This window comes from Zavarzinia sp. CC-PAN008 (genome assembly GCF_051903925.1).
GTDB lineage: Bacteria > Pseudomonadota > Alphaproteobacteria > Zavarziniales > Zavarziniaceae.
This window is the reverse complement of record NZ_CP173678.1, coordinates 3,448,171-3,471,598: the sequence shown is the minus strand read 5'-3', so window position 1 is coordinate 3,471,598 and position 23,428 is coordinate 3,448,171. Positions and strand designations below refer to the sequence as shown.

The window sequence follows — 23,428 nt, the reverse complement described above, 5'->3', positions numbered from 1 at the left end:
CCGCGCGACGATCCTGCGCTGGCACCGAACTGGCGGCCCTGCGCGCGGGGCTGTAGCCATGGGGCCGGGGTCGCCCGCCTCGTGATTCGCGGGCTGGCCGGTTGCATCTGTGCTGGAGTTCGAGGGGCATGGCAGGGCGCAGCAGCCAGGGGGGCAAGGGACGATCGCGATCGCCGGAACGGCGCACTCCGGTGCGCTCCGGTACTCGCCGCACCGCAGGCCGGCGGCCGGCCAGGCGTGGGCGCAAGGGGGGGTGGCTCGCCCGCACGGGCCGACGCCTGGTCAGCCTGGGCCCATTCTTCCGCCGCTACGCGATGGCCGGCTGGGTTGCTCTCGTCCTGGGGGCCGGGGGAGTCCTGGGCGTCAAGGTCTGGGACTGGATCAGCGCCACGGGACCGCTGCCGCCCTCCGTGCGGACCGCTGCCGCGCCGCCGCCCCCGGCGCAGGACCCGGTGCCGCCGCCAGTGCCGGTCGCAGCCCCGCGCGCGCCACAGCCGGCCCCCGCGGTACCCCGGGGTGCGCCGCCGCGCCTGGTCGAACCCGATCGCGATGCGCCGCTGCCGCAGCCTCGGCCGCCGGAACCGCTGGTGGTGGTCGACCAGCCGCGGCCCGCGCCGCCGCCTGCCGCGTCCATCGTGACCGCCATGACTGTGCCGCCCGGCGCACTCCGGCCGGCCCCCGCGCCACCCATACCGGCCAGCCCCGCGGGTCGGCCGGCGTGGCAGGCCAATGCGGTGCCGGCCCCGCCGGCGGACGGGCGGCCCCGCATCGCGATCGTGATCGACGACGTGGGCGTATCAAAGCGGGATGTGGCCGGTGTCCTGGACCTGCCCGGGCCGATCACCGTGTCGGTCATGACCTATGCCGATGGGGCGGCGACGCTGGCCGCCCGTGCCCGGTCAGCGGGGCACGAGGTGATGCTGCACGTGCCCATGCAGCCGGAAGGCCGCGCCGACCCCGGCCCCAACGCGCTCCTGGTGGGCCTTGAGCCGCAGGAGCTGGAGCGCCGCATCGTCTGGAACCTGGATCGCGTGCCGGGGATCGTGGGCATCAACAACCACATGGGAAGCCGCTTCACCGCGGATCGCTGGGCCATGGCCCAGGTCATGGTGGCGCTGAAGGGGCGGGGGCTGATGTTCCTCGATTCCCGCACCTCTGCCGCGACCCAGGGACAGGCGGCGGCGGACCAGGCGGGCGTCCCCGCCGTGTCGCGCGACGTCTTCCTGGATGACGACATGAAGGCTGACCGGATCGACGCCCAGCTTGCCCTGACGGAGGCCAGGGCCAGGGCCCAGGGCACGGCCATCGCCATCGGCCACCCTCATCCGGCAACCGTCGCGGCCCTGCGCCGCTGGCTGCCACAGCTTCAGGCCAAGGGGCTGCAGCTGGTGCCCGTGACCGCGATCCTGCGCCAGCGCCAGCCCGGCCTGCCGCCGTCCTGACGACGATCATTCGTTACAGTGTAGCGCTTGCCGGGCGGCGGGGGCCGTCGCACACTGCGCGCCAGTCGTTCGGAGTTTCGTGACATGCGCCTGTCCCGCCGCAGCTTTCTGTGCGTCGCCGCCGCAGCCCCGCTCGCGGCACCCCGCGCGGCGCAGGCCTTCAGCGAAATGACGATCGCATCGCCCCTGGCCAGCGTGGGCGAGCGGGAGGGATACCTGTCATGGCAGCGTCTTGCCGCGGCGCAGGACCTGGCGGCGCTGGATGGGGCCCAGGTCCTGCTGGAAGGATTCGTCCTGCCCGACTATGCCGTGCCTGACGGCCGCCGCCTGATCCTGTCGGGCGTGGAGGGGCACTGCCTGTCCTGCTTCCCCGGCGGGTTGCGCGGCGTGGTCGACGTGGTTGCCAGCGGTGCCGCGATCCCGGTGCAGGCCGGTCGCCCGCTCAAGGTGACGGGCCGCTTCCGCCTCCTCGCCAACGACCCGGAAATGCTGTTCTACCGGGTCGAGGACGCGCGCGCCGTCTGACCGGCGGCTTCGGCCTGTCGCTGGCGCTGCCGCCTATTGGCCGCGCCCCGACCGGGCGGCGAAGTTCACCGCTTCCTCGGCCGCGCGGAAGACGGCGCGGGCCTTGTTCACGGTCTCCTGGTACTCGGATTCCGGCTGGCTGTCATAGACGACGCCGCCGCCGGCCTGGACGTGCAGCATGCCGTCCTTGACCAGGCCCGTGCGCAGCATGATGCAGGTATCCATCGAACCGTTGGCCGAGAAATAGCCGACACCGCCCGCATAGAACGTCCGCTTGTGCGGCTCCAGCTCGTCGATGATCTCCATCGCGCGGACCTTGGGCGCACCCGACGTGGTGCCCGCAGGAAAGCCAGCCAGCAGCGCGTCGATCGCGTCGTACTTGGGGTCGATCTGCCCCTCGACGTTCGAGACGATGTGCATGACCGTATTGTAGCGCTCGATCACGTTGCGCTCCGTCACCTTGACCGAGCCGATCCTTGCCACGCGGCCCACATCGTTGCGGCCGAGGTCCACCAGCATCAGGTGCTCCGCCAGTTCCTTGGGGTCGGACAGCAGGTCGACTTCCAGCGCCTTGTCCTCGGCATCGGTCAGGCCCCGGGGCCGGGTCCCCGCAATCGGCCGGACGGTCACGGTGCCGTCGCGCAGGCGCACCAGGATCTCCGGGCTCGACCCGACGAGCGAGAAGCCGCCGAAGTCCAGGAAGAACAGGAAGGGCGACGGATTGGTCCGGCGCAGCGCGCGATAGAGCGCCAGCGGCGGCAGGGTGAAGGGGACCGAGAAGCGCTGGCTGGGCACGACCTGGAAGATGTCGCCGGCCAGGATGTACTCCTTGGCCCTCCGCACGACCTCGAAATACTCCTCCTTGGTGAAGTTCGATGTGAGTTCGCCGAGTTCGAGCTCGGCTGGCGCCACCGCCGTCGCCGGCAGGCTGCGGTCGAAGTCGGCGACGACGTCGGACAGGCGCTCGGAGGCACGGGCTACCGCCGCGCGGGCGGAGACGCCAGGCTCCGGCCGGACCGGCGTCACCACAATGACGACGTCCTTCACGCTGTCGAAGATCGCCATGACGGTCGGGCGCAGGAACAGCGCATCCGGAATGCCCAGCGTATCGGGATTGGGCTCCGGCAGGCGCTCGACCAGGCGAACGACGTCATAGGAGAAATAGCCGACCAGCCCCGCTGCCATCGGGGGCAGGTGCGGGGGCAGGGGGATCAGCGATTCCTGCACGATCTGGCGCAACGCATCCAGCGTCCCCCCGGGCATCGGCTCGAACCGGTTGGGATCGTGCCGCGCGTGGCGGTTGACTTCGGACGTATTGCCGTTGGCACGCCAGATCAGGTCGGGCTTGAACCCGATGATCGAGTAGCGGCCACGCACCGCACCGCCCTCGACCGACTCCAGAAGGAAGGCGTTCGGCTGCCCGCCGACCAGCTTCATCATGGCCGAGACGGGCGTCTCCAGGTCGGCGACCAAGGTCGTCCACAGGACCGACGGACGCCCCGCTTCATAGGCGGCAATCACGTCGTCGGTCTGCGGTTCGATCTTCATGGTCGTGTCGGTTCTTCGTCTGGGCGGGAGAGGGACAAAGGCAAAGCTAGAAGCGGGCGTCGCTGGGGCCCAGCGCACGGTCGGCGCGGGCATAGTCGACATTGACGGGGACGCTGGCGCGCACCGACTGCTGGAACGCGGTGTACAGGTCCTGACCCAGCTGGTCCGACAACTCACGCTTCAGGCTGGCGACCTGGTCCGCATTGGCGGCGGGATCGGCTGCCCGCACCTCCGCTACGCGGCCCACGATGACGCCGTTCTCGCTGGGCTGGGCGACCGCGGCGGTCGATCCTTCCGGTCCCTTGAACAGCGCGGTCAGCAGCGCCTCGGGCAGGGCGGCACCGGTGCCGCCCGCGCCGTCGCGCGTGATGGGCGAGGTGGTCTGCACGATGGCGTCCCCCGCCTCGGTGGCCAGGGCGGCCATGTCGGCCCCCACGCGGGCCTTCTCGGCCAGGGTATTGGCCTTGTCCTGCGCGATGCGGCGGCGCTCCTGCGCCAGCCAGGCCTCGACCACCTGGGTTCGGACCTCGTCCAGCGGCTTCACCGCGGCGGGGATCACTTCGGCCACCTGGAACACCAGGTAGCCGCCCGCGTCGCTGTCCAGCAGGTCGCTGTGCTCGTCCTGGTTGGCGGCGAAGACCTGGCGCAGCCAGTCGCCGGCCTGCGGCAGGTCAGCGGGAGCCGTGCCGGACCGCTCGCGCCCATTGGCGTCGATCGTGAAGCGCTTGAACTGCCAGCCCAGCTGGTGCGCGGTGTCGTCCAGCGCACCGCCGCTGGCCAGGGCGTCCTCCGCCTGGCTGCGCGTCGCGGCCAGGCGGTCGGCGGCTGCGGCCAGGGCCAGATCGCTGCGCAGGCGGTCGCGCACCTCCTCCAGCGTGGCCTCGTGCCCCGGTTCGATTCGGGCGATCTTGAAGAGGTGCCAGCCGAACGGGCTCTGCACCGGCTCGCTCACGGCCTGGTCGGCCAGGGCGAAGGCGGCATCCGCCACGGGGGCGGGCAGGGCGTCCTTGCCGATCAGGCCCAGGTTGACGTCGGCCGCCTCGGCACCTGTCGTTTCCTTGGCGACCTTCAGCAGGTCCTCGCCACCGACGATGCGCGCGCGCGCGGCGTCGGCCGCCGCCTTCTCCGGATAGATCAGCTGCAGCACTTCTCGCTTCTCGGGGACGCCGAACTCGCCGCGGCGTTCCTCGAATGCGGCCTCGATCTGGGCGTCGTCGACCGATACCTCGCCCACCAGGTTGGCCGGGTCGGCCCAGGCGACATCGACGGCGCGCAGCTCCGGCACGCGGTAGTCGTCCTGGTGACCGTCGTAATAGGCGCGGACCTGTTCGTCCGTCGGCATCGTGCCTTCGGGCAGGGCGGCATCGCGCACCACGAACCAGGTGATGACGCGGCGCTCCTCGCGATGGCGGTACAGCCGCTCGACGACGGACGCCGGCATCGCAATGCCGGCCGACACAGTGCCGCTCAGCTGCTGCGTCGCCAGGTCGCCGCGGAGGCGATTCAGGAATTCCTGCTCGCTCATGCCCTGGCTGCGCAGCATGAACTGCAGCTGGGTCTTGTCGAAATTGCCGAACGGGTCGCGCAGCTGCGGGTTGTTGACCAGTTCCTTGCCCAGCATCTCGTCGCTGACCGTCAGGCCCAGGCGGTCGACTTCGGCCGAGATCGCCGCCTGCTGCACCAGGCGATCCAGCGAATCGCGCACCAGGCCGCGCTGGCGGGCCTCGGCCGCGGTGAAGTCGGGCCCCACCATCTGCTGAAGCAGCGCCACCTGGCGCTGGAACTCGTTGATCAACTGGGTCTCGCTGATGTCGACATCGCCCACGCGCGCCACCGTCGTATTGGGCGGCGTGCGCAGGACATCGCCGATGCCCCAGGCAGCGAAGGAGATGATGAGCACCACGAAGAGGATCTTGACGACCCAGCTCGCGGCGCCGGCGCGCATGGTCTGAAGCATGATCTACGCAAGGAAGCCGTCGGGACCGCCCCGTATCTCATGATAGAAGCGCGCCCGGCAAGCGATCACTCGCCGCCGATCGATCAGGAAAGGACCCGACATGACCCATCCTTCCAGCCCATCCGGCGCCAAGCTGGTGGCAGGAAACTGGAAGATGAACGGCACGCGTGCCTCGCTGGTGGAACTTGACGCGCTCAAGAGCCTGGCGACACAGGCCGGCCATCCCGACCTGGCCCTGCCCGGTGCGCGCCTGGTCGTGTGCCCGCCGGCGACCCTGGTCGCGGCCGCGGCCGAGCGCCTGGCCGGCACGGCGGCGGCGGTCGGTGGCCAGGATTGCCACGCGCAGGCCAGCGGCGCCTTCACCGGCGACATCGCGGCCGGCATGCTGGCCGATGCCGGGGCGAGCTATGTGATCGTCGGCCATTCCGAGCGCCGCACCCTGCATGGGGAGGATGACGCCACGGTACGGGCCAAGGCCGAGGCCGCGCTGCAGGCCGGCCTGACCCCGATTGTCTGCGTCGGCGAATCGGAAGCGGAACGCGATGCGGGCCAGACCCTGGCCGTGATCGCGCGGCAGGTCCGCGACTCGGTGCCCCAGACCGAGGCAGCCCTGGTCATCGCCTATGAGCCGGTCTGGGCGATCGGCACCGGCCGGACCCCGACCAACGCGCAGATCGTCGAGGTGCACACCTTCATCCATGGCGCCCAGCCCGGCCGGCCGGTGCTCTATGGCGGGTCGGTCAAGCCGCAGAACGCAGCCGAGATCCTGGCCCTGTCCGGGGTTGACGGCGCCCTGGTCGGCGGCGCCAGCCTGAAGGCCGCCGACTTCTGGGCGATCGCGGCGGCGGCCCGGGCCTGAACAGGGGGCGGTGCGGCGGATCCACCGACGGTGCATCCGCCGCACTAGCCAAGGGGACCCCCGTGTTGTAGAAGGCCGCCCTTATCGGGTGCGCTCAGGCGTGCTCCGGCGCCCTTTGCCTCCAGGTCTGAACCCGCCCGCATGCAGACGGTCCTCCTCGTCATTCATCTCCTGCTGGCGATCGCGCTCGTGATCGTCATCCTGCTCCAGCGGTCCGAGGGCGGTGCCCTTGGCATTGGCGGGGGCGGCGGCTTCATGTCCGTGCGCGGCGCGTCGAACCTGCTGACCCGGACCACCGCGATCCTGGCGGCGCTGTTCATGTTGACCAGCATCGTGCTGACGGTGCTTGCCAACAATCAGCGCGCCTCGGAATCGCCGCTCGACCGGATCGTGCCGCAGCCGACGGGTCCTGCCGTCCCCGCGTCCGAGCCCGCACCGCCATCGGTGCCCAGCCCCGCGCAGTCGCTGCCGGCGCCCAGCCTGCCGCCCGCCAGCGAGACCGTGCCCAGCACGGCGACGCCGCCGGCCGCTTCGACGCCGGATGCCGCGGCACCGGCCACCTCGGCGCCGGCATCCTCGGCGGCACCGGTCGTGCCCCCAGCCGCGCCGGCCCCCGCCGCGGCACCATCGACCCCCGCACCTCCGGCGACGCCCACCGTTCCCAGCGCACAGTGACGCGCTGGGGATGCGACGGCGCCCCGGACCACTTTTTTCGTCTTCCCATCACCTGAAGGACAGCCATGCGACCTGGCCCCGTGAAATCGGGCTCAGGGTGAGTTAGGCTGTGAGTCCATGACGCGGTACATCTTCATCACCGGCGGCGTGGTTTCCTCCCTCGGCAAGGGTCTCGCTTCCGCGGCGCTTGGCGCGCTGCTCCAGGCGCGGGGCTTCACGGTCCGGCTGCGCAAGCTGGACCCATACCTCAACGTGGATCCGGGCACGATGAGCCCGTATCAGCACGGCGAGGTCTATGTGACCGACGATGGCGCGGAAACCGACCTCGACCTGGGCCACTACGAACGCTTCACGGGCGTTGCCTCGCGGCAGAGCGACAACGTCACCACGGGCCGGATCTATCAGACGATCCTGACCAAGGAGCGGCGCGGCGACTATCTGGGCGGCACGGTCCAGGTCATCCCGCACGTCACCGACGCCATCAAGGAGTTCGTGACCGCCGATACCGGCGCGTGCGACTTCGTGCTGTGCGAGATCGGCGGCACGGTCGGCGACATCGAAAGCCTGCCCTTCCTCGAGGCGATCCGGCAGCTGGGCAACGAGCTGGGCCAGGACCAGGCGATCTACGTCCACCTGACGCTGGTCCCCTTCATCCCCTCCGCGGGCGAGCTCAAGACCAAGCCGACGCAGCATTCGGTCAAGGAACTGCGCTCGATCGGCATCCAGCCCAACATCCTGCTGTGCCGCTGCGACCGCGAGGTGCCGGAGAGCGAGCGGCGCAAGATCGCGCTGTTCTGCAACGTGCGGCCGGAAGCCGTGATCCAGGCGCTCGACGTCCCCTCGATCTACGAGGTGCCGCTCCGCTATCACGCCGAAGGCTTCGACCGGCAGATCCTGAAGGCCTTCCGCATCGAGAATGCGCCCGAGCCGGACTTGACCCGCTGGAAGCAGATCTGCGCCCGCGTCGCAGCGCCAGAAGGCGAAGTGACGGTGGCCGTGGTCGGCAAGTACACGGGCATGAAGGACGCCTACAAGTCGCTGGCCGAGGCACTGACCCATGGCGGCATCGCCAACAATGTCCGCGTCAACCTGGAATGGATCGAGTCCGAGGTGTTCGAGGCGGAAAGCGCCGTCCAGCACCTGGAGCACGTCCACGGCATCCTGGTCCCCGGCGGCTTCGGCAAGCGTGGGTCAGAGGGCAAGATCAAGGCGGTCAGCTTTGCCCGTGAGCGCCGCGTGCCCTATTTCGGCATCTGTTTCGGCATGCAGATGGCCGTCGTGGAGGCGGCACGCAACCTGGCCGGCATCCCGGACGCCAGTTCCAGCGAATTCGGCGCCACGCCCGAGCCGGTGGTCGGCCTGATGACCGAATGGCTTCAGGGCAACCAGGTCCAGACGCGGTCGTCCGAGGGCGACCTGGGCGGCACGATGCGCCTCGGCGCCTACAGCGCCAAGCTCAAGGCCGGCTCCAAGGTTGCCGAGATCTATGGCAGCGAGTGGATCACCGAGCGCCACCGCCACCGCTACGAGGTCAACAACGCCTATGTGAAGCGGCTGGAGCAGCGCGGCCTGATCTTCTCCGGCATGTCGCCCGATGGCGTCCTGCCCGAGATCGTGGAGATTCCCGACCATCCCTGGTTCGTGGGCGTGCAGTACCATCCCGAACTGAAGTCAAAGCCGTTCGAGCCGCACCCGCTGTTCGCCAGCTTCATCAAGGCGACGGTCGAACAGTCGAGGCTGGTCTGATGTCCGCCGCCATCCGTCACGTCACCGCCGGCCCCGACACGGCGCGGCCGGCCACCTTCGGCAACGACCTGCCGGTGACGCTTATCGCCGGACCCTGTGCCATGGAGGGGCTGGGCCACGCGCTTGACATGGCGGGCGCGCTGGCCGAACTGGCCAAGGGCCTGGGCATCGGCTTCGTCTACAAGACGTCGTTCGACAAGGCCAACCGCACCAGCCTCAAGTCCAATCGCGGGCTGGGCCTCGACGCCGCCCTTCCGGTGTTCCAGGCGGTACGCCAGCAGATCGGCGTGCCCGTCATCACCGACGTCCACACGGCCGAGCAGTGCGCGCCCGTGGCCGACGTCGTCGACATGCTCCAAATCCCGGCCTTTCTCTGCCGGCAGACCGACCTCCTGGTCGCGGCGGCAAGCACGGGCAAGCCCGTCAACGTCAAGAAGGGCCAGTTCCTCGCCCCCTGGGACATGAAGAACGTGGTCGCCAAGCTGGACGGCGCCGGCAATGGCCAGGTGCTGGTCACCGAGCGCGGGGTTTCCTTCGGCTACAACACGCTCGTCTCCGACATGCGGGCACTGCCGGTGCTGGCCGAGACGGGCTGCCCCGTCGTCTTCGACGCCACCCACTCGGTGCAGCAGCCGGGCGGGCAGGGGGAGACGAGCGGCGGCGAGCGCCGCTTCGTCCCCGTGTTGGCGCGTGCGGCGGTCGCGGTCGGTGTGGCGGCGCTGTTCATTGAGACCCACCAGGACCCCGACAACGCGCCGTCCGACGGCCCCAACATGGTCCCCCTCGACCAGATGCCGGCTTTGCTGGAACGGCTGGTGGCGCTGGACCGGCTGACGAAGGCCGCGGCCGTCTGACGCCATCTGTGCCTGGCTGGGCTGGGCAGCACCTATGCCGGTCCCTGCCAGCTCGCATCCATCTCGATCACCTCCAGCACAGCGCAGGCCCTGGCGCACAGGTTGGCATCGGTGTCGTCGTCAAATGCGAAGGCCATGAGACGATCGTGCAGGTCGCGTGACGTATAGAATGCACGGGCCCGCGAGCGATCATGCTTTGGCGAAAAGGTGGTCGTCCAAATGCATTCCCGCCCGGGAGCGGATGACCCGCACCAATCCCGCCACAAGCGCTGAACGAGGGCGCCAACCGGCGCATTGATCACCTGCTCCTGCAGGCTCGCGAGCGGCCAGCCACCAAGTTTGAACAGGCACAGGACATCGTCCAGCGCGTCTTGCGTGTGGTCGATCGTGTGGCGCAGGAAGGAGCGCTGGAACTCGTCCAGGACCGTCCACTGCCGTGGTGACCACCGGTCCGGGTTGCCCGTGTCGAATCGGCTTAGACTGACTTCGAGACCATTGCTGGCGACATGCTCGCCAGCAGCCAGGATTTCGAGCACCCGCGGCAGGAGATAGCCCCAGGTTTCCTTCGGCATGGTGGTCAGGTCGTAAGCGGCGAAGAACCAGTCTTGCAGGTAGCGAAGGGGGAGTTCCCGGATCGGAGGATTGAAGAAATCCGCCTCGATCTCTCGGTCCATGCAGCACTGCTTGCAGACGCCTGTGTCAATCGGCTTGGGGTAGGTGAAGACACGGTAGGCTTCCTCGATCAGGTCGAAGAAGGGATGGCCGGGTAGGACCTTTGCCCTGATCGGATCTGGCGGCTGGTGACTCATTGGCTCTGTTCTTATCCGGTTCGGCGGGCTCAAAGCGACGTTCGCAGGTCCCGGCATTGCCCTTGTGGCCCTGGACGCGCTAGGAACGGCGGCGCAGCATCAAGAGGACCTGAGCATGACGGCCATCGCCGATATTCGCGCGCGTGAAATCCTGGACAGCCGCGGCAATCCGACGGTCGAGGTCGATGTCGAGCTGGAGACCGGCACGCTGGGCCGGGCGGCCGTGCCCTCCGGCGCCTCGACGGGCGCGCATGAGGCGGTCGAGAAGCGCGACGGCGGCAAGCGCTATGGCGGCAAGGGCGTGCGCGCGGCCGTCGAGTCGGTGAACGGCGAGATCTTCGAGGCGCTGTCGGGCCTCGACGTCGAGGACCAGATCCACATCGACAGCCTGCTGATCGAACTGGACGGCACGCCGAACAAGGCACGCCTGGGCGCCAATGCCATCCTGGGGGTGAGCCTGGCCGTGGCCAAGGCGGCGGCGGCCGAGGCCGGCATTCCGCTCTACCGCTATGTCGGTGGCCCGATGGCCCGCGTCCTGCCGGTCCCGATGATGAACATCATCAACGGTGGCGCCCATGCGGACAATGCGATCGACATCCAGGAATTCATGATCCAGCCGGTGGCGGCGTCCAGCTTCGCCGAAGGCCTGCGCATGGGGGCGGAGATCTTCCACGCGCTGAAGGCGGCGCTGAAGAAGGCGGGCCACAACACCAATGTCGGTGACGAGGGCGGCTTTGCCCCCAACCTGAAGGGGGCCGAGGAGCCGATCGAGTTCGTGCTGAAGGCGATCGAGGCGGCGGGCCTGAAGCCGGGTCAGGACGTGACGCTCGCCCTCGATGCCGCCTCGACCGAGTGGTTCAAGGACGGCAAGTACCACCTGGAAGGCGAGGGGGCGACGATCGCGCCCGACGCCCTGGTCGCGCGCTGGCAGGCCCTGGTCGCGAAGTATCCCATCGTCTCGATCGAGGACGGCATGGCCGAGGACGACTGGGACGGCTGGGCCGCCCTAACCCAGGCCATCGGCGCCAAGGTGCAGCTGGTCGGCGACGACCTGTTCGTGACCAATCCAAAGCGCCTGGCCGAAGGCATCGCCAAGGGCACGGCCAACTCGATCCTGGTCAAGGTCAACCAGATCGGCACCCTGACCGAGACGCTGGAGGCGGTCGACCTCGCCCACCGCAACCGCTTCACCGCGGTCATGTCGCATCGTTCGGGCGAGACGGAGGATGCGACCATTGCCGACCTGGCGGTCGCCACGAACTGCGGCCAGATCAAGACCGGCTCGCTCGCCCGCTCGGATCGCACGGCCAAGTACAACCAGCTGCTGCGGATCGAGGACGAGCTGGGCGCCAATGCCCGCTATGCCGGACGCTCGATCCTGAAGGCCTGAGCGGGAGTGTTTCGACAGCGGGGCTGGGGCGGCGACGCCTCGGCCCTGTTTTCTTTTTGTGTCAGGGTGATGCCGGTCACATCTGAGATTGCGCATCGGCTCCGGTCATGATTCCCTAGGTGCCATGGCAGTGCTTCGTGAGTTGCGGCGGCGGTCCAGGCGGGCGATCTTCCCGGTCGTCTGCACCTGCATCACGGCCTATTTCAGCTATCACGCCGTCCAGGGTGAGTACGGGATCCTGTCCTGGATCAAGGTGACGGACGAGATCCGCGACCTGAAGACCGAGTTGGCCGGCCTGAAGGCCGAGCATGACGAACTCGAGCACCGCGCACTGTTGATGCGGCCTGAGAGCATCGATCCTGACCTGCTGGACGAGCGCGCCCGCGACACGCTGGGCTACATCGCCTCCGACGAAGTGGTGATTTCTCCCCGTCCTTAACAATCCGCCTCATCCTGAGGTGCGGAGCGAAGCGTAGCCTTGAAGGATTGGCAGCCAGAGCGCCAGTGGCCCATCCTTCGAGGCTCGGCGCTGGCTCGCACCTCAGGATGAGGTTGCCCTTTTGGTGATGTGTCGACTTCGCACTGCGATCGTCCATCGATCGCGTTACGGTTCCATGGGGCTGGCGCATTCTTGCATTGAAAGCCTTTCGTGCTGGAATGATCATGCATTTTTGCATGGCGGGGCCCACACCCGCATGGTGGGTGCGGCGCACAGCGACTAGGCTGCCCGCGCACTTCAGAACGGGGATCCAATGGCCAAGGCCACAACCCGCGGCGCCGGGAAGGCGCAGACCGACATGGATGGCGTAGGCGCCGCGTCGGCCGAGGAACTGCTCAAGTATTACCGCGACATGCTGCTGATCCGCCGCTTCGAGGAGAAGGCAGGCCAGATGTACGGCATGGGCCTGATCGGCGGCTTCTGCCACCTCTATATCGGGCAGGAGGCCGTCGTCGTCGGCATGCAGGCGGCGCTGCGCGAGGGCGACTCGGTCATCACGGGCTATCGCGACCACGGCCACATGCTGGCCTGCGGGATGGAAGCGCGCGGCGTGATGGCGGAGCTGACCGGCCGCTCCGGGGGCTATTCCCGGGGCAAGGGCGGCTCGATGCACATGTTCAGCGCTGAGAAGAGATTCTATGGCGGCCACGGCATCGTCGGCGCCCAGGTGCCGCTGGGCACGGGCCTTGCCTTCGCGCACAAGTACCGCAAGGACGGGGGCGTCTCCGTCACCTATTTCGGCGACGGGGCGGCCAACCAGGGCCAGGTCTATGAGAGCTTCAACATGGCAGAGCTCTGGGGCCTGCCGGTCATCTATGTAATCGAGAATAACCAGTACGCCATGGGCATGTCTGTCGCCCGCTCCAGCGCGCAGCAGGAGCTGTACCGGCGCGGCGACAGCTTCAACATTCCCGGCCGCCAGGTCGACGGGATGGACGTCCTTGCGGTGAAGGCCGCCGGCGAGGAAGCGGTCGCCTGGTGCCGCGAGGGCAAGGGCCCGATCCTGCTGGAGATGAAGACCTATCGCTATCGCGGCCATTCCATGTCCGATCCGGCCAAGTACCGGACCAAGGAGGAAGTGCAGCGCATGCGCGCCGAGCACGATCCCATCGACCAGGTGGCCAAGCGCCTGACCGATGCCGGCTTTGCCGACGATGCGAAGCTGAAGGAGATCGACCGCGAGGTGCGCGCCATCGTCAACGACTCGGCCGAGTTCGCGCAGGCGAGCCCGGAGCCCGATCCCTCCGAACTGATGACCGACATCCTGATCGAGGCGGGCGCCTGACATGACGATCCAGATCCTGATGCCGGCCCTCTCCCCCACGATGGAGGAGGGCAAGCTCTCCAAGTGGCTGATCAAGGTGGGCGACACGGTGAAGTCCGGCGACGTCATCGCCGAGATCGAGACCGACAAGGCAACCATGGAGGTCGAGGCGGTGGACGAGGGGGTCGTCCTCGAACTCCTGGTGGCGGAGGGGACGGAGAATGTCGCCGTCAACACCGTGATCGCCACCCTGCGGGGCGAGGACGAGGATCCGGCCACGTCGCCGGCGCCGGCCAGCGGCGAGGCCCCACCCAAGCCCGCCGCGGCGACGCAACCCGAACCTCTGGCGCCCAAGCCAGAGGCGAAGGCAGAGCCCAAGGCGGCTCCGCCGTCGGCGCCGAAGGAAAAGGTCGAGACCGTCTCCATGACGGTGCGCGAGGCGCTGCGCGACGCCATGGCCGAGGAGATGCGGGCCGACGGCGCAGTCTTCCTGATGGGCGAGGAGGTCGGCCAGTACCAGGGCGCCTACAAGGTCAGCCAGGGACTTCTGGACGAATTCGGGGCCGCGCGCGTGATCGATACGCCGATCACCGAGTACGGCTTCACGGGACTTGGCGTCGGTGCCGCCTTTGCCGGGCTGAAGCCCATCGTCGAGTTCATGACGTTCAACTTCGCGATGCAGGCGATCGACCACATCGTCAATTCGGCCGCCAAGACGCTCTACATGTCGGGCGGGCAGCAGTCCTGCCCCATCGTCTTCCGTGGGCCCAACGGCGCTGCCGCCCGCGTGGCGGCCCAGCATTCGCAGTCCTATGCCTCGTGGTATGCCCATGTGCCGGGGCTGAAGGTCGTCGCCCCCTATAGCGCCGCCGATGCCAAGGGCCTGCTGAAGGCGGCGATCCGGGATCCCAACCCGGTCGTCTTCCTGGAGCACGAGCTGCTCTATGGCCGCACGTTCGAGGTGCCGGTGGGCGAGCATGTCGTGCCCATCGGCAAGGCGGCGGTCGTACGGCCGGGCAGCCACGTCACCCTGGTCGCCTATTCGATCGCGGTCGGACATGCCCTGGCCGCGGCGGAAGTACTGGCGGGCGAGGGGATCGAGGCCGAGGTCGTCGACCTGCGCAGCCTGCGCCCGCTCGACATCGAGACGGTCGTCGCGTCGGTGAAGAAGACCAACCGTGTGGTGACGGTCGAGGAGGGGTGGCCCTTTGCCGGGATCGGGGCCGAGATCTCGGCCCAGATCATGGAACACGCCTTTGACTGGCTGGATGCGCCGGTGACGCGCGTGACCTCCAAGGACGCACCGCAGCCCTACGCGGCCAACCTTGAGAAGCTGGTCCTGCCGCATCCCGAACAGGTCGTGGCGGCTGCCAAGGCCGTGCTCTACCGGAGCTAGGGCGATGACGATCCAGATCCTGATGCCGGCGCTCTCCCCGACCATGGAGGAGGGCAAGCTCGCCAAGTGGCTGGTCAAGGTTGGCGACACGGTGAAGTCCGGCGACATCATCGCCGAGATCGAGACCGACAAGGCGACGATGGAGTTCGAGACCATCGACGAGGGCGTTGTCGCCGAACTTCTGGTGGCGGAGGGGACCGAAGGCGTCGCCGTCAACACCCCCATCGCGGTCCTGCGCGAGGAAGGGGAGGCGGCCGGTGCCGCACCCGCTGCCAAACCCGCAGCGTCCGCTCCGCCTGCGGCCAAGGTCGAGGCTGCACCAGCGCCGGCGCCGCAGCCTGCCGCCGCTCCCGCCGCCGCTCTGGCCGCCGCCGAAGCGGGCGAACGCGTCTTTGCCTCCCCGCTGGCACGCCGCATCGCAAAGGATGCCGGGCTGGACCTGGCCGGGATCGCTGGCACGGGCCCGCGCGGACGCATCGTGAAGGCCGACGTGGAAAAGGCGGCCGCCAGCCCGCGCCCTGCGGCCAAGGCGGCGCCCGCGGCCGAAGCACCGAAGGCGGCAAGCCCCGCGCCCGAGAAGCCGGCGGCGCCTAAGCAGTCCCCGAAGCAGCCGAGCGCTCCCGTCCAGGCGCAGGAGGGCGATACCGCCATCCCGCTCGACGGCATGCGCCGCACGGTCGCCAAGCGCATGGTGGAGTCGGTGCAGGAGGCGCCGCACTTCTACCTGACGGTCGATTGCGAACTCGACCGCCTGCTGAAGCTGCGCACCGAGCTCAACGCCAAGGCGGGCGACGTCAAGATCAGCGTCAACGACATGATCGTGAAGGCCTGCGCGCTGGCCCTGGTCAAGGTGCCGGGGGTCAACGCGTCCTGGTCCGACGACGCCATCCTGCGCCATGCCCACGCCGACGTCGCGATTGCCGTCGCCCTGGACGGCGGTCTGATCACCCCCATCGTGTGGAAGGCCGAGACCAAGGGCCTGGCCCAGATCGCGCGGGAGACCAAGGACCTGGCCGAACGGGCCAAGACGAAGAAGCTGAAACCCCAGGAGTACCAGGGCGGCGGCTTCACCGTCTCCAACCTCGGCATGTTCGGGATCAAGCACTTCACGGGCATCATCAACCTGCCCCATGCCGCCATCCTGGCCGTGGGTGCCGGCGAGAAGCGGCCCGTGGTGCGCGGCGACGAACTGGCGATCGCGACGGTGATGACCGTGACCATGTCCTGCGACCACCGGGTCGTCGACGGGGCCCTGGGCGCCCAGTTCCTCGCCGCCTTCAAGGCCCTGGTCGAGGACCCGATCACCATGCTGCTTTAGGTTTGGTCGGCACACGCCGCTTCTCTTCAGTGCAACCTCATCCTGAGGTGCGGAGCGAAGCGGAGCCTCGGAGGATGGGCAGCCGAGCGCGAGCGGCCCATCCTTCGAGACGGCAGCTTCGCTGCCTCCTCAGGATGAGGTCGTTCAATTGAGCGATTGGATGAACGCACATGGCTGAAGCATACGATCTGGTCGTGGTGGGCAGCGGACCCGGCGGCTATGTGGCGGCGATCCGGGCATCGCAGCTGGGGATGAAGACCGCAATCGTCGAGCGGGAGAAGCTGGGCGGCATCTGCCTCAACTGGGGCTGCATCCCGACCAAGGCGCTGCTGCGCTCGGCCGAGGTCCACACCCTATTCAGCCACGCCGGTGATTTCGGCTTGTCCGCCAGTGACATCGGCTTCGACCTTGCCAAGGTGGTGAAGCGCAGCCGCGATGTGGCAGGCCGCCTCAACATGGGTGTGAAGTCGCTCATGAAGAAGCACAAGATCACGGTGATCGAGGGCGATGCCCGGCTGGCCGGCAAGGGCCAGCTCTCAATCGCCTTGAGCAAGGGCGGCGAAAGCACGATCCAGGCACCGCATATCATCCTGGCGACCGGCGCCCGGGCGCGGGAGCTGCCTGGTCTTGAGGCGGACGGCAAGCTGGTCTGGACCTACCGCCACGCCATGGTGCCGGAGGTCTTCCCCAAGCGCCTGCTGGTGATCGGCTCCGGCGCCATCGGCATCGAGTTCGCCAGCTTCTACCGCCAGTTGGGTGCCGAGGTGACGGTGGTCGAGGTGATGGATCGCGTCGTGCCGGTAGAGGATGCCGAGATCTCGACCCTGGCGCGCAAGGCGTTCGAGAAGCAAGGCATGAAGATCATCACCGGTGCCGCGGTCAAGGCGCTGGACCGCAAGGCCAACAGCGTCGTCGCCACCATCGAGGCGGATGGCAAGGCGAGCCAGCTCGAGGTCGACCGCGTCATCCTGGCCGTCGGCATCGTCGGCAATGTCGAGGGCCTGGGCCTGGAGGAGGCGGGCGTGAAGGTCGAGAAGACCCACGTCGTCATCGACACGTACTGCCGCACGGGGGTCGAGGGAATCTACGCCATCGGCGACCTGGCGGGCCCGCCCTGGCTCGCGCACAAGGCCAGCCACGAGGGCGTGCTCTGCGTCGAGAAGATCGCCGGCATCGACGGGGTGCATCCGCTGGATACGACCATCATCCCCGGCTGCACCTATTGCTCGCCCCAGATCGCCAGCGTCGGCCTGACCGAGGCGGCGGCCAAGGCGGCCGGCCACGAGGTGAAGGTCGGCCGCTTCCCCGCCTTTGCCAATGGCAAGGCGATCGCGCTGGGCGAGACGGAAGGTCTGGTCAAGACGGTGTTCGACGCCAAGACGGGCGAATTGCTGGGCGCCCACATGATCGGGGCCGAGGTGACGGAGATGATCCAGGGCTTCGCCGTCGCACGGACGCTGGAGACGACGGAGGCCGATCTGATGCGCGCCGTCTTCCCGCATCCCACCCTTTCCGAAATGATGGGCGAGTCGGTGCTTGACGCCTATGGCCGGGCGCTCAATGTCTGACCCCATGGAGAGCGAGCGATCCGCAAGTCCCGCACCGGCCGACAAGCCGGCGCGGCGGCCCAAGCCCGACTGGCTGCGCGTCAAGGCGCCGACCTCGCCCGAGGTGGCGCAGACGCGCAAGCTGATGCGCGACCTGAAGTTGCACACGGTGTGCGAGGAGGCGGCCTGCCCCAATATCGGGGAATGCTGGAAGCAGCGTCACGCCACCGTGATGATCCTGGGCGACATCTGCACCCGGGCCTGCGCCTTCTGCAATATCGCGACCGGCATGCCGAAGCACCCGGACCCGGACGAGCCGGCCCATGTGGCGGAAGCCATCGGCCAGCTGGGCCTGGAGCACGTGGTCATCACCTCGGTCGACCGGGACGACCTGCCCGACGGCGGGGCCAGCCAGTTCGTCAAGGTGATCGAGGCACTGCGCCGGGCCGCACCCGACACCACGATCGAGATCCTGACACCCGACTTCATGCGGAAGCCCGGTGCGGTGGAGGCGGTCGTGGCGGCCCGGCCCGACGTCTACAACCACAACCTGGAAACCGTGCCGCGGCTCTATCCCACGATCCGGCCGGGCGCGCGCTATTATCATTCGCTCCGCCTGCTCGACCAGGTGAAGGCGCTGGATCCCACGATCTTCACCAAGTCCGGCATCATGGTGGGCCTGGGCGAGACGAAGGCAGAAGTGCATCAGGTCATGGACGACCTGCGCTCGGCCGATGTCGACTTCATGACGATCGGCCAGTACCTGCAGCCGACGCCGAAGCACGCGGTCATCGACCGCTTCGTGACGCCGCAGGAATTTGCCGACATGGCGACCATGGCGCGGGCCAAGGGCTTCCTGCTCGCCGCATCCTCGCCGCTGACACGCTCAAGCTATCATGCCGGCGACGACTTCCGCCGCCTGCGTGCCGCGCGTGAGGCAGCACTGGGCGTGCCTGCTGCGGCGCCCGCCGTCGTCGCCTCCCGCTAGGATGCCGCGTCATGCCGAGGTTCGCCGGCTGCCCTATTCGGCCGGCCAGATGTTCGACCTGGTGGCCGATGTAGGCCGCTACCCCGAATTCCTGCCCTGGTGCGTCGGCGCCCGCGTGACCCGGCGCGAGCCGCGTCCGGGTGGGAACGAGGTGATCCACGCCGACCTGCTGATCGGCTTCAAGGCGATCCGTGAACGCTTCGGCTCGCGCGTGACGCTGCAGCGGCCGGACCGCATCGACACGGTCTTCACGCAAGGGCCGTTCAAGCACCTGGAGAACCGCTGGCTGTTCAAGCCGGACGGGTCAGAGGCCTGCACCATCGACTTCTATGTCGATTTCGAGTTCCGGAACCGGATCCTGGGCGCCCTGATCGGCCAGTTCTTCGACGAGGCCGTGCGCCGCATGGTCCACGCGTTCGAATCGCGCGCCCACCAGCTCTATGGCGTCAGCCGGCCGGTCCAGCCCAGGCCGGCCTGAAGGCCGGCCCGGTCATTCCCCAGTGCTCCTGAGCGTCCCGATGCCCCTGAGCGCCCCGATGCCCCTGAGCGGTGAGCCGCTCAAAGTTCGGCGAAGACGCCGTCGGGCTTGAGCTCCCACAGGCCCGCGGTGTGCAGGTCGAACCAAGTCCCGTGCAGGATCAGGCTGCCATCCTCGACCCGGTCGCGGATCCAGGGGAAGGTGTAGAGGTTGCCCAGCGATTCGCGGATGCACTCGTGCTCGCAGAAGCGCTGGCGGTCGGTCAGCAGGTGGCCATGGGCCAAGGCGCGCGCCTTCGCCCCCGCCACGATGTTCATCCATTGCGGCACGAAATCGCTGACCGGTGCGGTCGAGCCGCCCAGCAGGAAGTTCACGCCACCGCAGCCGGCATGGCCCATCACGATGATGTGCTTCACCTGGAGCGCGCGGACGCCGAATTCGAGCGCCGCGCTGGTGCCGTGGAGGTCGCTGCGGTCCTCCTTGTAGGGCGGGACCAGGGCCGCGACGTTGCGCACCACGAACAGGTCGCCAGGCCCTGCATCGAAGATCATCTGCGGGTCGACGCGCGAATCCGAGCACGCGATGACCAGGGCACGCGGCGCCTGGGCGGCGTCCATGCCGGGCGGGGGAAGGGTGCCGCGGCTGGCCCAGCCGGACCTGAACCGTCGATAACCGGCGATAAGTTCATCCATGGCCGCCCCTGTAGCCTGTCGCCGCATCGCATGCAAGGCAGCCCAGCGAGGAGCCCGCTACAGTCCCCGGGGAGGCTTTGCTACAACGTTTCAGCACCCCTTTGGCCGGCCCATGCGAATCGATCGTCCCACGCTCGCCCTGATCTGTCTTGGCCTGGCCGTGCTCGGCTACAGCCTCAATCCGCTGATGATCCGGTGGAGCGAGATCGGCTCGATCCCCAGCGCCTTCTGGCGCCTGGCGCTGGCTGTGCCGATGATCCCGCTGATCGGCCTGTTCGTCGATCGCGGCTGGCACCGCGACCAGATTTCCAGCGCCGACTATGCCCGCATGGCTTTTGCCGGCCTGTTCATCGGGGCCGACATGGCGCTGTGGTACATCGCCGTCAACACCACCTCGATCCTCAACGCCACCCTGCTGGTCAGCATCCAGCCGCTGCTGGTGGGCCTGGCCGGCTTCGTGCTGCTGGGGGAGCGCTATGGCCGGACCTTCATCGGCGGCGTGGCCCTGGCCTGTGGCGGGGCGGTCGTCATCGTCCTGGGCAAGTCGTCGGCCGGCGTGGCCAGCCTGACGGGCGACCTGGCGGCGGTCGGGGCGGCGCTGTTCTATGCCCTGTACTTCATCCTGCTCGCCGGCGTGCGGGCGCGCGTCGGCACGGTGGTCAGCACGCTGTGGACGACGACCTGGGCGCTGGTGGTCATGACGCCGCTGCTGATCCTCTATGACGAGGGGCCGCTGATCCCGCCCTCGGCCTATGGCTGGTGGATCCTGTGGCTGCAGGCGGCGCAGAGCCTGGCCTGCCAGATGATCGTCGCCTGGGCGCTGGCCTATGTCGCGGCGGGCTTCGCCGCGGCGACCGGTTATGCCCAGCCGTTCCTGTCGGCCCTGCTGGCCTGGATCCTGCTGGGGGAGACCCTGTCGCCCGTCTCCATCGCGGGTGGCGTCCTCGTCATCATGGGACTGGTCCTCGCCACCTCCAGCAAGCCGCAGCGCGCGCCAGCACCCGCCACCGCCGCCGCCCAGGCGGCCTAGCCGGCGCCCGCGACGCGATCCTGGCCGGGGGCCTCGGGAAGGCTGCGCAGGCGGTCGCGCAGGCTGGGCAGCGTGGCGCGCGATACCGGCACGTCCAGGCCGTTCACGAGGACCAGCGTGGCGCGGCCCTTGTCCCAGCGCACGGCAGAGATCGCGTCGACCGCCACCCACCAGGACCGGTGGACGCGCCAGCCGCGCGCCTCGGGCAGGTCGGCGACGGCGTCGGCCATCCGGCACAGGATCAGGTCGCTGCCCCGCCCGGTGTGGACGCGCAGGTAATGATCCTCCATCTGCAGCGCCAGCAGGTCCGCCCCCTGGTGCAGAGGCGACAGGCGGCGCAGGAAGGCAGGCTCCGGGCGCGGGGCGGGACCTGTCTCCGTCGCCGCGGGCCCTGGCTGCGCCGGCGCCGCGGCAGGCGCCACCGGCACGGCATCGCCGGGCGCGGGGTCCTCGCGATAGGTGACGAGGTACATGGGCACCAGGATCAGCATCGTGACCAGCGCCGTCTGCGCATAGTTCAGGGCAAGCCCCGGCAGGCTGGGCACATGCCCGAACACCACCGCGTTGATGGCGCACAGCGACAGGCTCAAGGGGACGGAGCCCAGGACGATCAGTACACCCAGCCGGACCGCCATCGAATGGCGCGCCAGCAGCCTGCTCTGATGCACCCATTGCAGGGCCAGCGACATGATCGACCAGCCAAAGACGATGACGCCCGGCCAGTACAGCAGGCGCATGCCCAGCGACATCGCCTCCGTCGTGCCGAACGGGCCGAGGAAGGCGGCGGCCACGCCGACCGCCAGGGCGATCGGGACTTCCGTCCGCAGGGGCAGCATCCGTTCGCGCATCGCACACGGATCCTAGCGCTGGTCTGCGAAAGCGCCAGTGCGGCCCGCCATGGGGCCTGCGGCACCCCAAGGCAGGCGAGCGGGACAGACGGCGCGTTGCGCGGGCCCTGGGCTTCTCCTACAGTCCGCGCGCCATGCGCCTGTCCCGCTATTTCCTGCCCGTTCTTCGGGAAAACCCTGCCGAAGCGCAGATCGTCTCCCACCGCCTGATGCTGCGTGCCGGCATGGTCCGGCAGTCCAGCGCCGGGATCTATTCCTGGCTGCCGCTGGGCCTGGCCACGTTGCGCAAGATCGAGCGCATCGTGCGCGAGGAGCAGGCCAATGCCGGCGCGCAGGAAGTCCTGATGCCGACGATCCAGCCCGCGGAGCTCTGGCGGGAAAGCGGCCGCTATGACGACTACGGCAAGGAGATGCTGCGCATCAAGGACCGGCACGAGCGCGACATGCTCTATGGTCCCACGAACGAGGAGCAGATCACGGCGATCGTCCGCGACGCGATCAAGTCGTACCGCGAACTGCCCAAGATGCTCTATCACATCCAGTGGAAGTTCCGGGACGAGGTGCGCCCCCGCTTCGGCGTGATGCGCGGGCGCGAGTTTCTGATGAAGGACGGCTATTCCTTCGACGTCGACTATGCCGCCGCGCGCAAGGCGTACGAGCGCATGTTCGTCAGCTACCTGCGGACCTTTGCCAGGATGGGCCTGCGGGCGATTCCCATGGAGGCCGACACCGGCCCCATCGGCGGCAACATGAGCCACGAGTTCATCATTCTGGCCGAGACGGGCGAGAGCACGGTCTACTGCCATCGTACCCTGGTGACGCAGGACATCCTGGCCCAGGAGATCGACTATGACGGCGACCTGGGCCCGTTCATCGCGAACTGGACCAGCACCTATGCCGCGACGGACGAGAAGCACGACGCCGCGCGCTTCGCGGCCGAGGTGGCGGAGGCCGACCGGGTCGAGGCCCGCGGCATCGAGGTGGGCCACATCTTCTATTTCGGCACCAAGTATTCCGAGAAGCTGGGCGCCGTGGTCGCGGGTCCCGACGGGGCACCTGTCACGCTGGAAATGGGTTCCTATGGCATCGGCGTGTCCCGCCTTGTCGGCGCCATCATCGAGGCGAGCCACGACGAAGCGGGGATCATCTGGCCGGATGCGGTCGCCCCGTTCAACGTCGGCATCGTCAACCTGAAGCCGGGCGATGCCGCCGTGGATGCAGCCTGCAACGATCTCTATGCCAGGCTCAAGGCCGCCGGGGTCGACGTCCTGCTGGACGACACGGCCGAGCGGGCAGGGGCCAAGTTCGCGACGATGGACCTGATCGGCCTGCCCTGGCAGATCCATGCCGGGCCCCGCGGCCTGGCCAAGGGCCAGGTCGAGGTGAAGCGGCGCAAGACGGGTGAACGGGCGGAACTGTCGCTCGACGATGCCATTGCTCGCGTGAGCAAGCCGGCCTGAGGCACGATCATGGTCGTTGCGGCCGGTGGTGCGAGACGCCGGCCCTTGCCCGGCTCCTCGGCATGACGCCGTTGGGAGGGAGGCGGTCGTCTTCCCCCGGTCG

Annotated in this window: 21 protein-coding genes; 16 read left to right on the top strand and 5 right to left on the bottom strand. The window is 68.6% G+C overall.

Annotated elements, in window-relative coordinates; genetic code table 11:
- Positions 1 to 128 precede the first annotated feature (128 nt).
- Positions 129 to 1,442, top strand: coding sequence for a divergent polysaccharide deacetylase family protein (locus ACI6GS_RS16300; RefSeq protein ID WP_439814507.1), 1,314 nt, complete (start codon positions 129 to 131; stop codon positions 1,440 to 1,442).
- Positions 1,443 to 1,526: 84 nt separating this feature from the next.
- Positions 1,527 to 1,967: a hypothetical protein gene (locus ACI6GS_RS16295; protein WP_439814506.1), complete on the top strand. Its 441-nt coding sequence runs from the start codon at positions 1,527 to 1,529 to the stop codon at positions 1,965 to 1,967.
- Between the two features lie 33 nt (positions 1,968 to 2,000).
- On the opposite strand, the gene trpE is transcribed toward ACI6GS_RS16295, so the two are convergent.
- Both trpE and ACI6GS_RS16285 read right to left on the bottom strand, forming a co-directional pair.
- Positions 2,001 to 3,515: an anthranilate synthase component I gene (gene trpE, locus ACI6GS_RS16290; RefSeq protein WP_439814505.1), complete on the bottom strand. Its 1,515-nt coding sequence runs from the start codon at positions 3,513 to 3,515 to the stop codon at positions 2,001 to 2,003.
- A gap of 46 nt (positions 3,516 to 3,561) precedes the next feature.
- Positions 3,562 to 5,472 (bottom strand): peptidyl-prolyl cis-trans isomerase, encoded by a 1,911-nt coding sequence (locus tag ACI6GS_RS16285; RefSeq protein ID WP_439814504.1) that lies wholly within the window; start codon positions 5,470 to 5,472, stop codon positions 3,562 to 3,564.
- 100 nt (positions 5,473 to 5,572) lie between these two features.
- Here ACI6GS_RS16285 and tpiA point away from each other — a divergent pair, with 100 nt between their 5' ends.
- The 4 genes from tpiA to kdsA all read left to right on the top strand — a co-directional run bounded on the left by tpiA (position 5,573) and on the right by kdsA (position 9,606).
- Entirely contained in the window at positions 5,573 to 6,331 is a 759-nt protein-coding gene (gene tpiA, locus ACI6GS_RS16280; RefSeq protein WP_439814503.1) for a triose-phosphate isomerase, read from the top strand.
- 141 nt (positions 6,332 to 6,472) lie between these two features.
- Entirely contained in the window at positions 6,473 to 7,006 is a 534-nt protein-coding gene (gene secG / locus ACI6GS_RS16275) for a preprotein translocase subunit SecG (protein WP_439814502.1), read from the top strand.
- A 117-nt stretch (positions 7,007 to 7,123) separates the two neighbouring features.
- The gene (locus tag ACI6GS_RS16270; protein ID WP_439814501.1) at positions 7,124 to 8,752 is read left to right on the top strand and encodes a CTP synthase; all 1,629 of its coding nucleotides are present in this window, start codon (positions 7,124 to 7,126) and stop codon (positions 8,750 to 8,752) included.
- Entirely contained in the window at positions 8,752 to 9,606 is an 855-nt protein-coding gene (gene kdsA, locus ACI6GS_RS16265) for a 3-deoxy-8-phosphooctulonate synthase (protein WP_439814500.1), read from the top strand. Before ACI6GS_RS16270 ends, kdsA begins: the two co-directional genes overlap by 1 nt.
- 32 nt (positions 9,607 to 9,638) lie before the next feature.
- Here kdsA and ACI6GS_RS16260 read toward each other — a convergent pair whose 3' ends face one another.
- Entirely contained in the window at positions 9,639 to 10,415 is a 777-nt protein-coding gene (locus ACI6GS_RS16260; RefSeq protein ID WP_439814499.1) for a hypothetical protein, read from the bottom strand.
- A 115-nt stretch (positions 10,416 to 10,530) separates the two neighbouring features.
- Here ACI6GS_RS16260 and eno point away from each other — a divergent pair, with 115 nt between their 5' ends.
- The 8 genes from eno (at position 10,531) to ACI6GS_RS16220 (ending at position 19,295) form a co-directional block, all read left to right on the top strand.
- The gene (eno, locus tag ACI6GS_RS16255) at positions 10,531 to 11,805 is read left to right on the top strand and encodes a phosphopyruvate hydratase (RefSeq protein ID WP_439814498.1); all 1,275 of its coding nucleotides are present in this window, start codon (positions 10,531 to 10,533) and stop codon (positions 11,803 to 11,805) included.
- Positions 11,806 to 11,929: 124 nt separating this feature from the next.
- Positions 11,930 to 12,244: an FtsB family cell division protein gene (locus tag ACI6GS_RS16250; protein WP_439814497.1), complete on the top strand. Its 315-nt coding sequence runs from the start codon at positions 11,930 to 11,932 to the stop codon at positions 12,242 to 12,244.
- Positions 12,245 to 12,557: 313 nt separating this feature from the next.
- Positions 12,558 to 13,589 carry a pyruvate dehydrogenase (acetyl-transferring) E1 component subunit alpha gene (gene pdhA / locus ACI6GS_RS16245; protein WP_439814496.1) on the top strand — a complete coding sequence of 344 codons (1,032 nt, stop codon included), beginning with the start codon at positions 12,558 to 12,560 and terminating at the stop codon, positions 13,587 to 13,589.
- A 1-nt stretch (position 13,590) separates the two neighbouring features.
- A complete protein-coding gene (locus ACI6GS_RS16240) occupies positions 13,591 to 14,964 on the top strand; it encodes a pyruvate dehydrogenase complex E1 component subunit beta (RefSeq protein ID WP_439814495.1) in 1,374 nt (457 codons plus the stop codon).
- Between the two features lie 4 nt (positions 14,965 to 14,968).
- Positions 14,969 to 16,282, top strand: coding sequence for a pyruvate dehydrogenase complex dihydrolipoamide acetyltransferase (locus ACI6GS_RS16235; protein WP_439814494.1), 1,314 nt, complete (start codon positions 14,969 to 14,971; stop codon positions 16,280 to 16,282).
- Between the two features lie 170 nt (positions 16,283 to 16,452).
- Positions 16,453 to 17,850, top strand: a complete 1,398-nt coding sequence (gene lpdA, locus ACI6GS_RS16230; RefSeq protein WP_439814493.1) for a dihydrolipoyl dehydrogenase — start codon at positions 16,453 to 16,455, stop codon at positions 17,848 to 17,850.
- Positions 17,843 to 18,817, top strand: coding sequence for a lipoyl synthase (gene lipA / locus ACI6GS_RS16225; RefSeq protein WP_439814492.1), 975 nt, complete (start codon positions 17,843 to 17,845; stop codon positions 18,815 to 18,817). The genes lpdA and lipA overlap by 8 nt, the downstream gene beginning before the upstream one ends.
- 1 nt (position 18,818) lies before the next feature.
- Positions 18,819 to 19,295 carry a type II toxin-antitoxin system RatA family toxin gene (locus ACI6GS_RS16220; protein WP_439814491.1) on the top strand — a complete coding sequence of 159 codons (477 nt, stop codon included), beginning with the start codon at positions 18,819 to 18,821 and terminating at the stop codon, positions 19,293 to 19,295.
- Between the two features lie 80 nt (positions 19,296 to 19,375).
- On the opposite strand, the gene ACI6GS_RS16215 is transcribed toward ACI6GS_RS16220, so the two are convergent.
- Positions 19,376 to 19,987: a carbonic anhydrase gene (locus ACI6GS_RS16215; protein ID WP_439814490.1), complete on the bottom strand. Its 612-nt coding sequence runs from the start codon at positions 19,985 to 19,987 to the stop codon at positions 19,376 to 19,378.
- Positions 19,988 to 20,099: 112 nt separating this feature from the next.
- Here ACI6GS_RS16215 and ACI6GS_RS16210 point away from each other — a divergent pair, with 112 nt between their 5' ends.
- On the top strand, positions 20,100 to 21,017 hold the full coding sequence (locus tag ACI6GS_RS16210; protein WP_439814489.1) for a DMT family transporter: 918 nt from the start codon (positions 20,100 to 20,102) through the stop codon (positions 21,015 to 21,017).
- On the opposite strand, the gene ACI6GS_RS16205 is transcribed toward ACI6GS_RS16210, so the two are convergent.
- Positions 21,014 to 21,865, bottom strand: coding sequence for a LytTR family DNA-binding domain-containing protein (locus ACI6GS_RS16205; RefSeq protein ID WP_439814488.1), 852 nt, complete (start codon positions 21,863 to 21,865; stop codon positions 21,014 to 21,016). The genes ACI6GS_RS16210 and ACI6GS_RS16205 overlap by 4 nt on opposite strands.
- Positions 21,866 to 21,999: 134 nt before the next feature.
- On the opposite strand from ACI6GS_RS16205, the gene proS reads away from it, so the two are divergent.
- The gene (proS, locus tag ACI6GS_RS16200; protein WP_439814487.1) at positions 22,000 to 23,325 is read left to right on the top strand and encodes a proline--tRNA ligase; all 1,326 of its coding nucleotides are present in this window, start codon (positions 22,000 to 22,002) and stop codon (positions 23,323 to 23,325) included.
- Positions 23,326 to 23,428 lie beyond the last annotated feature (103 nt).

Excerpts from the sequence above, each read along its gene's own strand:
- ACI6GS_RS16300 (WP_439814507.1), top strand. The coding sequence starts at position 129 with ATGGCAGGGCGCAGCAGCCAGGGGGGCAAGGGACGATCGCGATCGCCG.
- ACI6GS_RS16295 (WP_439814506.1), top strand. The coding sequence starts at position 1,527 with ATGCGCCTGTCCCGCCGCAGCTTTCTGTGCGTCGCCGCCGCAGCCCCG.
- trpE (WP_439814505.1), bottom strand. The coding sequence starts at position 3,515 with ATGAAGATCGAACCGCAGACCGACGACGTGATTGCCGCCTATGAAGCG.
- ACI6GS_RS16285 (WP_439814504.1), bottom strand. The coding sequence starts at position 5,472 with ATGCTTCAGACCATGCGCGCCGGCGCCGCGAGCTGGGTCGTCAAGATC.
- tpiA (WP_439814503.1), top strand. The coding sequence starts at position 5,573 with ATGACCCATCCTTCCAGCCCATCCGGCGCCAAGCTGGTGGCAGGAAAC.
- secG (WP_439814502.1), top strand. The coding sequence starts at position 6,473 with ATGCAGACGGTCCTCCTCGTCATTCATCTCCTGCTGGCGATCGCGCTC.
- ACI6GS_RS16270 (WP_439814501.1), top strand. The coding sequence starts at position 7,124 with ATGACGCGGTACATCTTCATCACCGGCGGCGTGGTTTCCTCCCTCGGC.
- kdsA (WP_439814500.1), top strand. The coding sequence starts at position 8,752 with ATGTCCGCCGCCATCCGTCACGTCACCGCCGGCCCCGACACGGCGCGG.
- ACI6GS_RS16260 (WP_439814499.1), bottom strand. The coding sequence starts at position 10,415 with ATGAGTCACCAGCCGCCAGATCCGATCAGGGCAAAGGTCCTACCCGGC.
- eno (WP_439814498.1), top strand. The coding sequence starts at position 10,531 with ATGACGGCCATCGCCGATATTCGCGCGCGTGAAATCCTGGACAGCCGC.
- ACI6GS_RS16250 (WP_439814497.1), top strand. The coding sequence starts at position 11,930 with ATGGCAGTGCTTCGTGAGTTGCGGCGGCGGTCCAGGCGGGCGATCTTC.
- pdhA (WP_439814496.1), top strand. The coding sequence starts at position 12,558 with ATGGCCAAGGCCACAACCCGCGGCGCCGGGAAGGCGCAGACCGACATG.
- ACI6GS_RS16240 (WP_439814495.1), top strand. The coding sequence starts at position 13,591 with ATGACGATCCAGATCCTGATGCCGGCCCTCTCCCCCACGATGGAGGAG.
- ACI6GS_RS16235 (WP_439814494.1), top strand. The coding sequence starts at position 14,969 with ATGACGATCCAGATCCTGATGCCGGCGCTCTCCCCGACCATGGAGGAG.
- lpdA (WP_439814493.1), top strand. The coding sequence starts at position 16,453 with ATGGCTGAAGCATACGATCTGGTCGTGGTGGGCAGCGGACCCGGCGGC.
- lipA (WP_439814492.1), top strand. The coding sequence starts at position 17,843 with ATGTCTGACCCCATGGAGAGCGAGCGATCCGCAAGTCCCGCACCGGCC.
- ACI6GS_RS16220 (WP_439814491.1), top strand. The coding sequence starts at position 18,819 with ATGCCGCGTCATGCCGAGGTTCGCCGGCTGCCCTATTCGGCCGGCCAG.
- ACI6GS_RS16215 (WP_439814490.1), bottom strand. The coding sequence starts at position 19,987 with ATGGATGAACTTATCGCCGGTTATCGACGGTTCAGGTCCGGCTGGGCC.
- ACI6GS_RS16210 (WP_439814489.1), top strand. The coding sequence starts at position 20,100 with ATGCGAATCGATCGTCCCACGCTCGCCCTGATCTGTCTTGGCCTGGCC.
- ACI6GS_RS16205 (WP_439814488.1), bottom strand. The coding sequence starts at position 21,865 with ATGCGCGAACGGATGCTGCCCCTGCGGACGGAAGTCCCGATCGCCCTG.
- proS (WP_439814487.1), top strand. The coding sequence starts at position 22,000 with ATGCGCCTGTCCCGCTATTTCCTGCCCGTTCTTCGGGAAAACCCTGCC.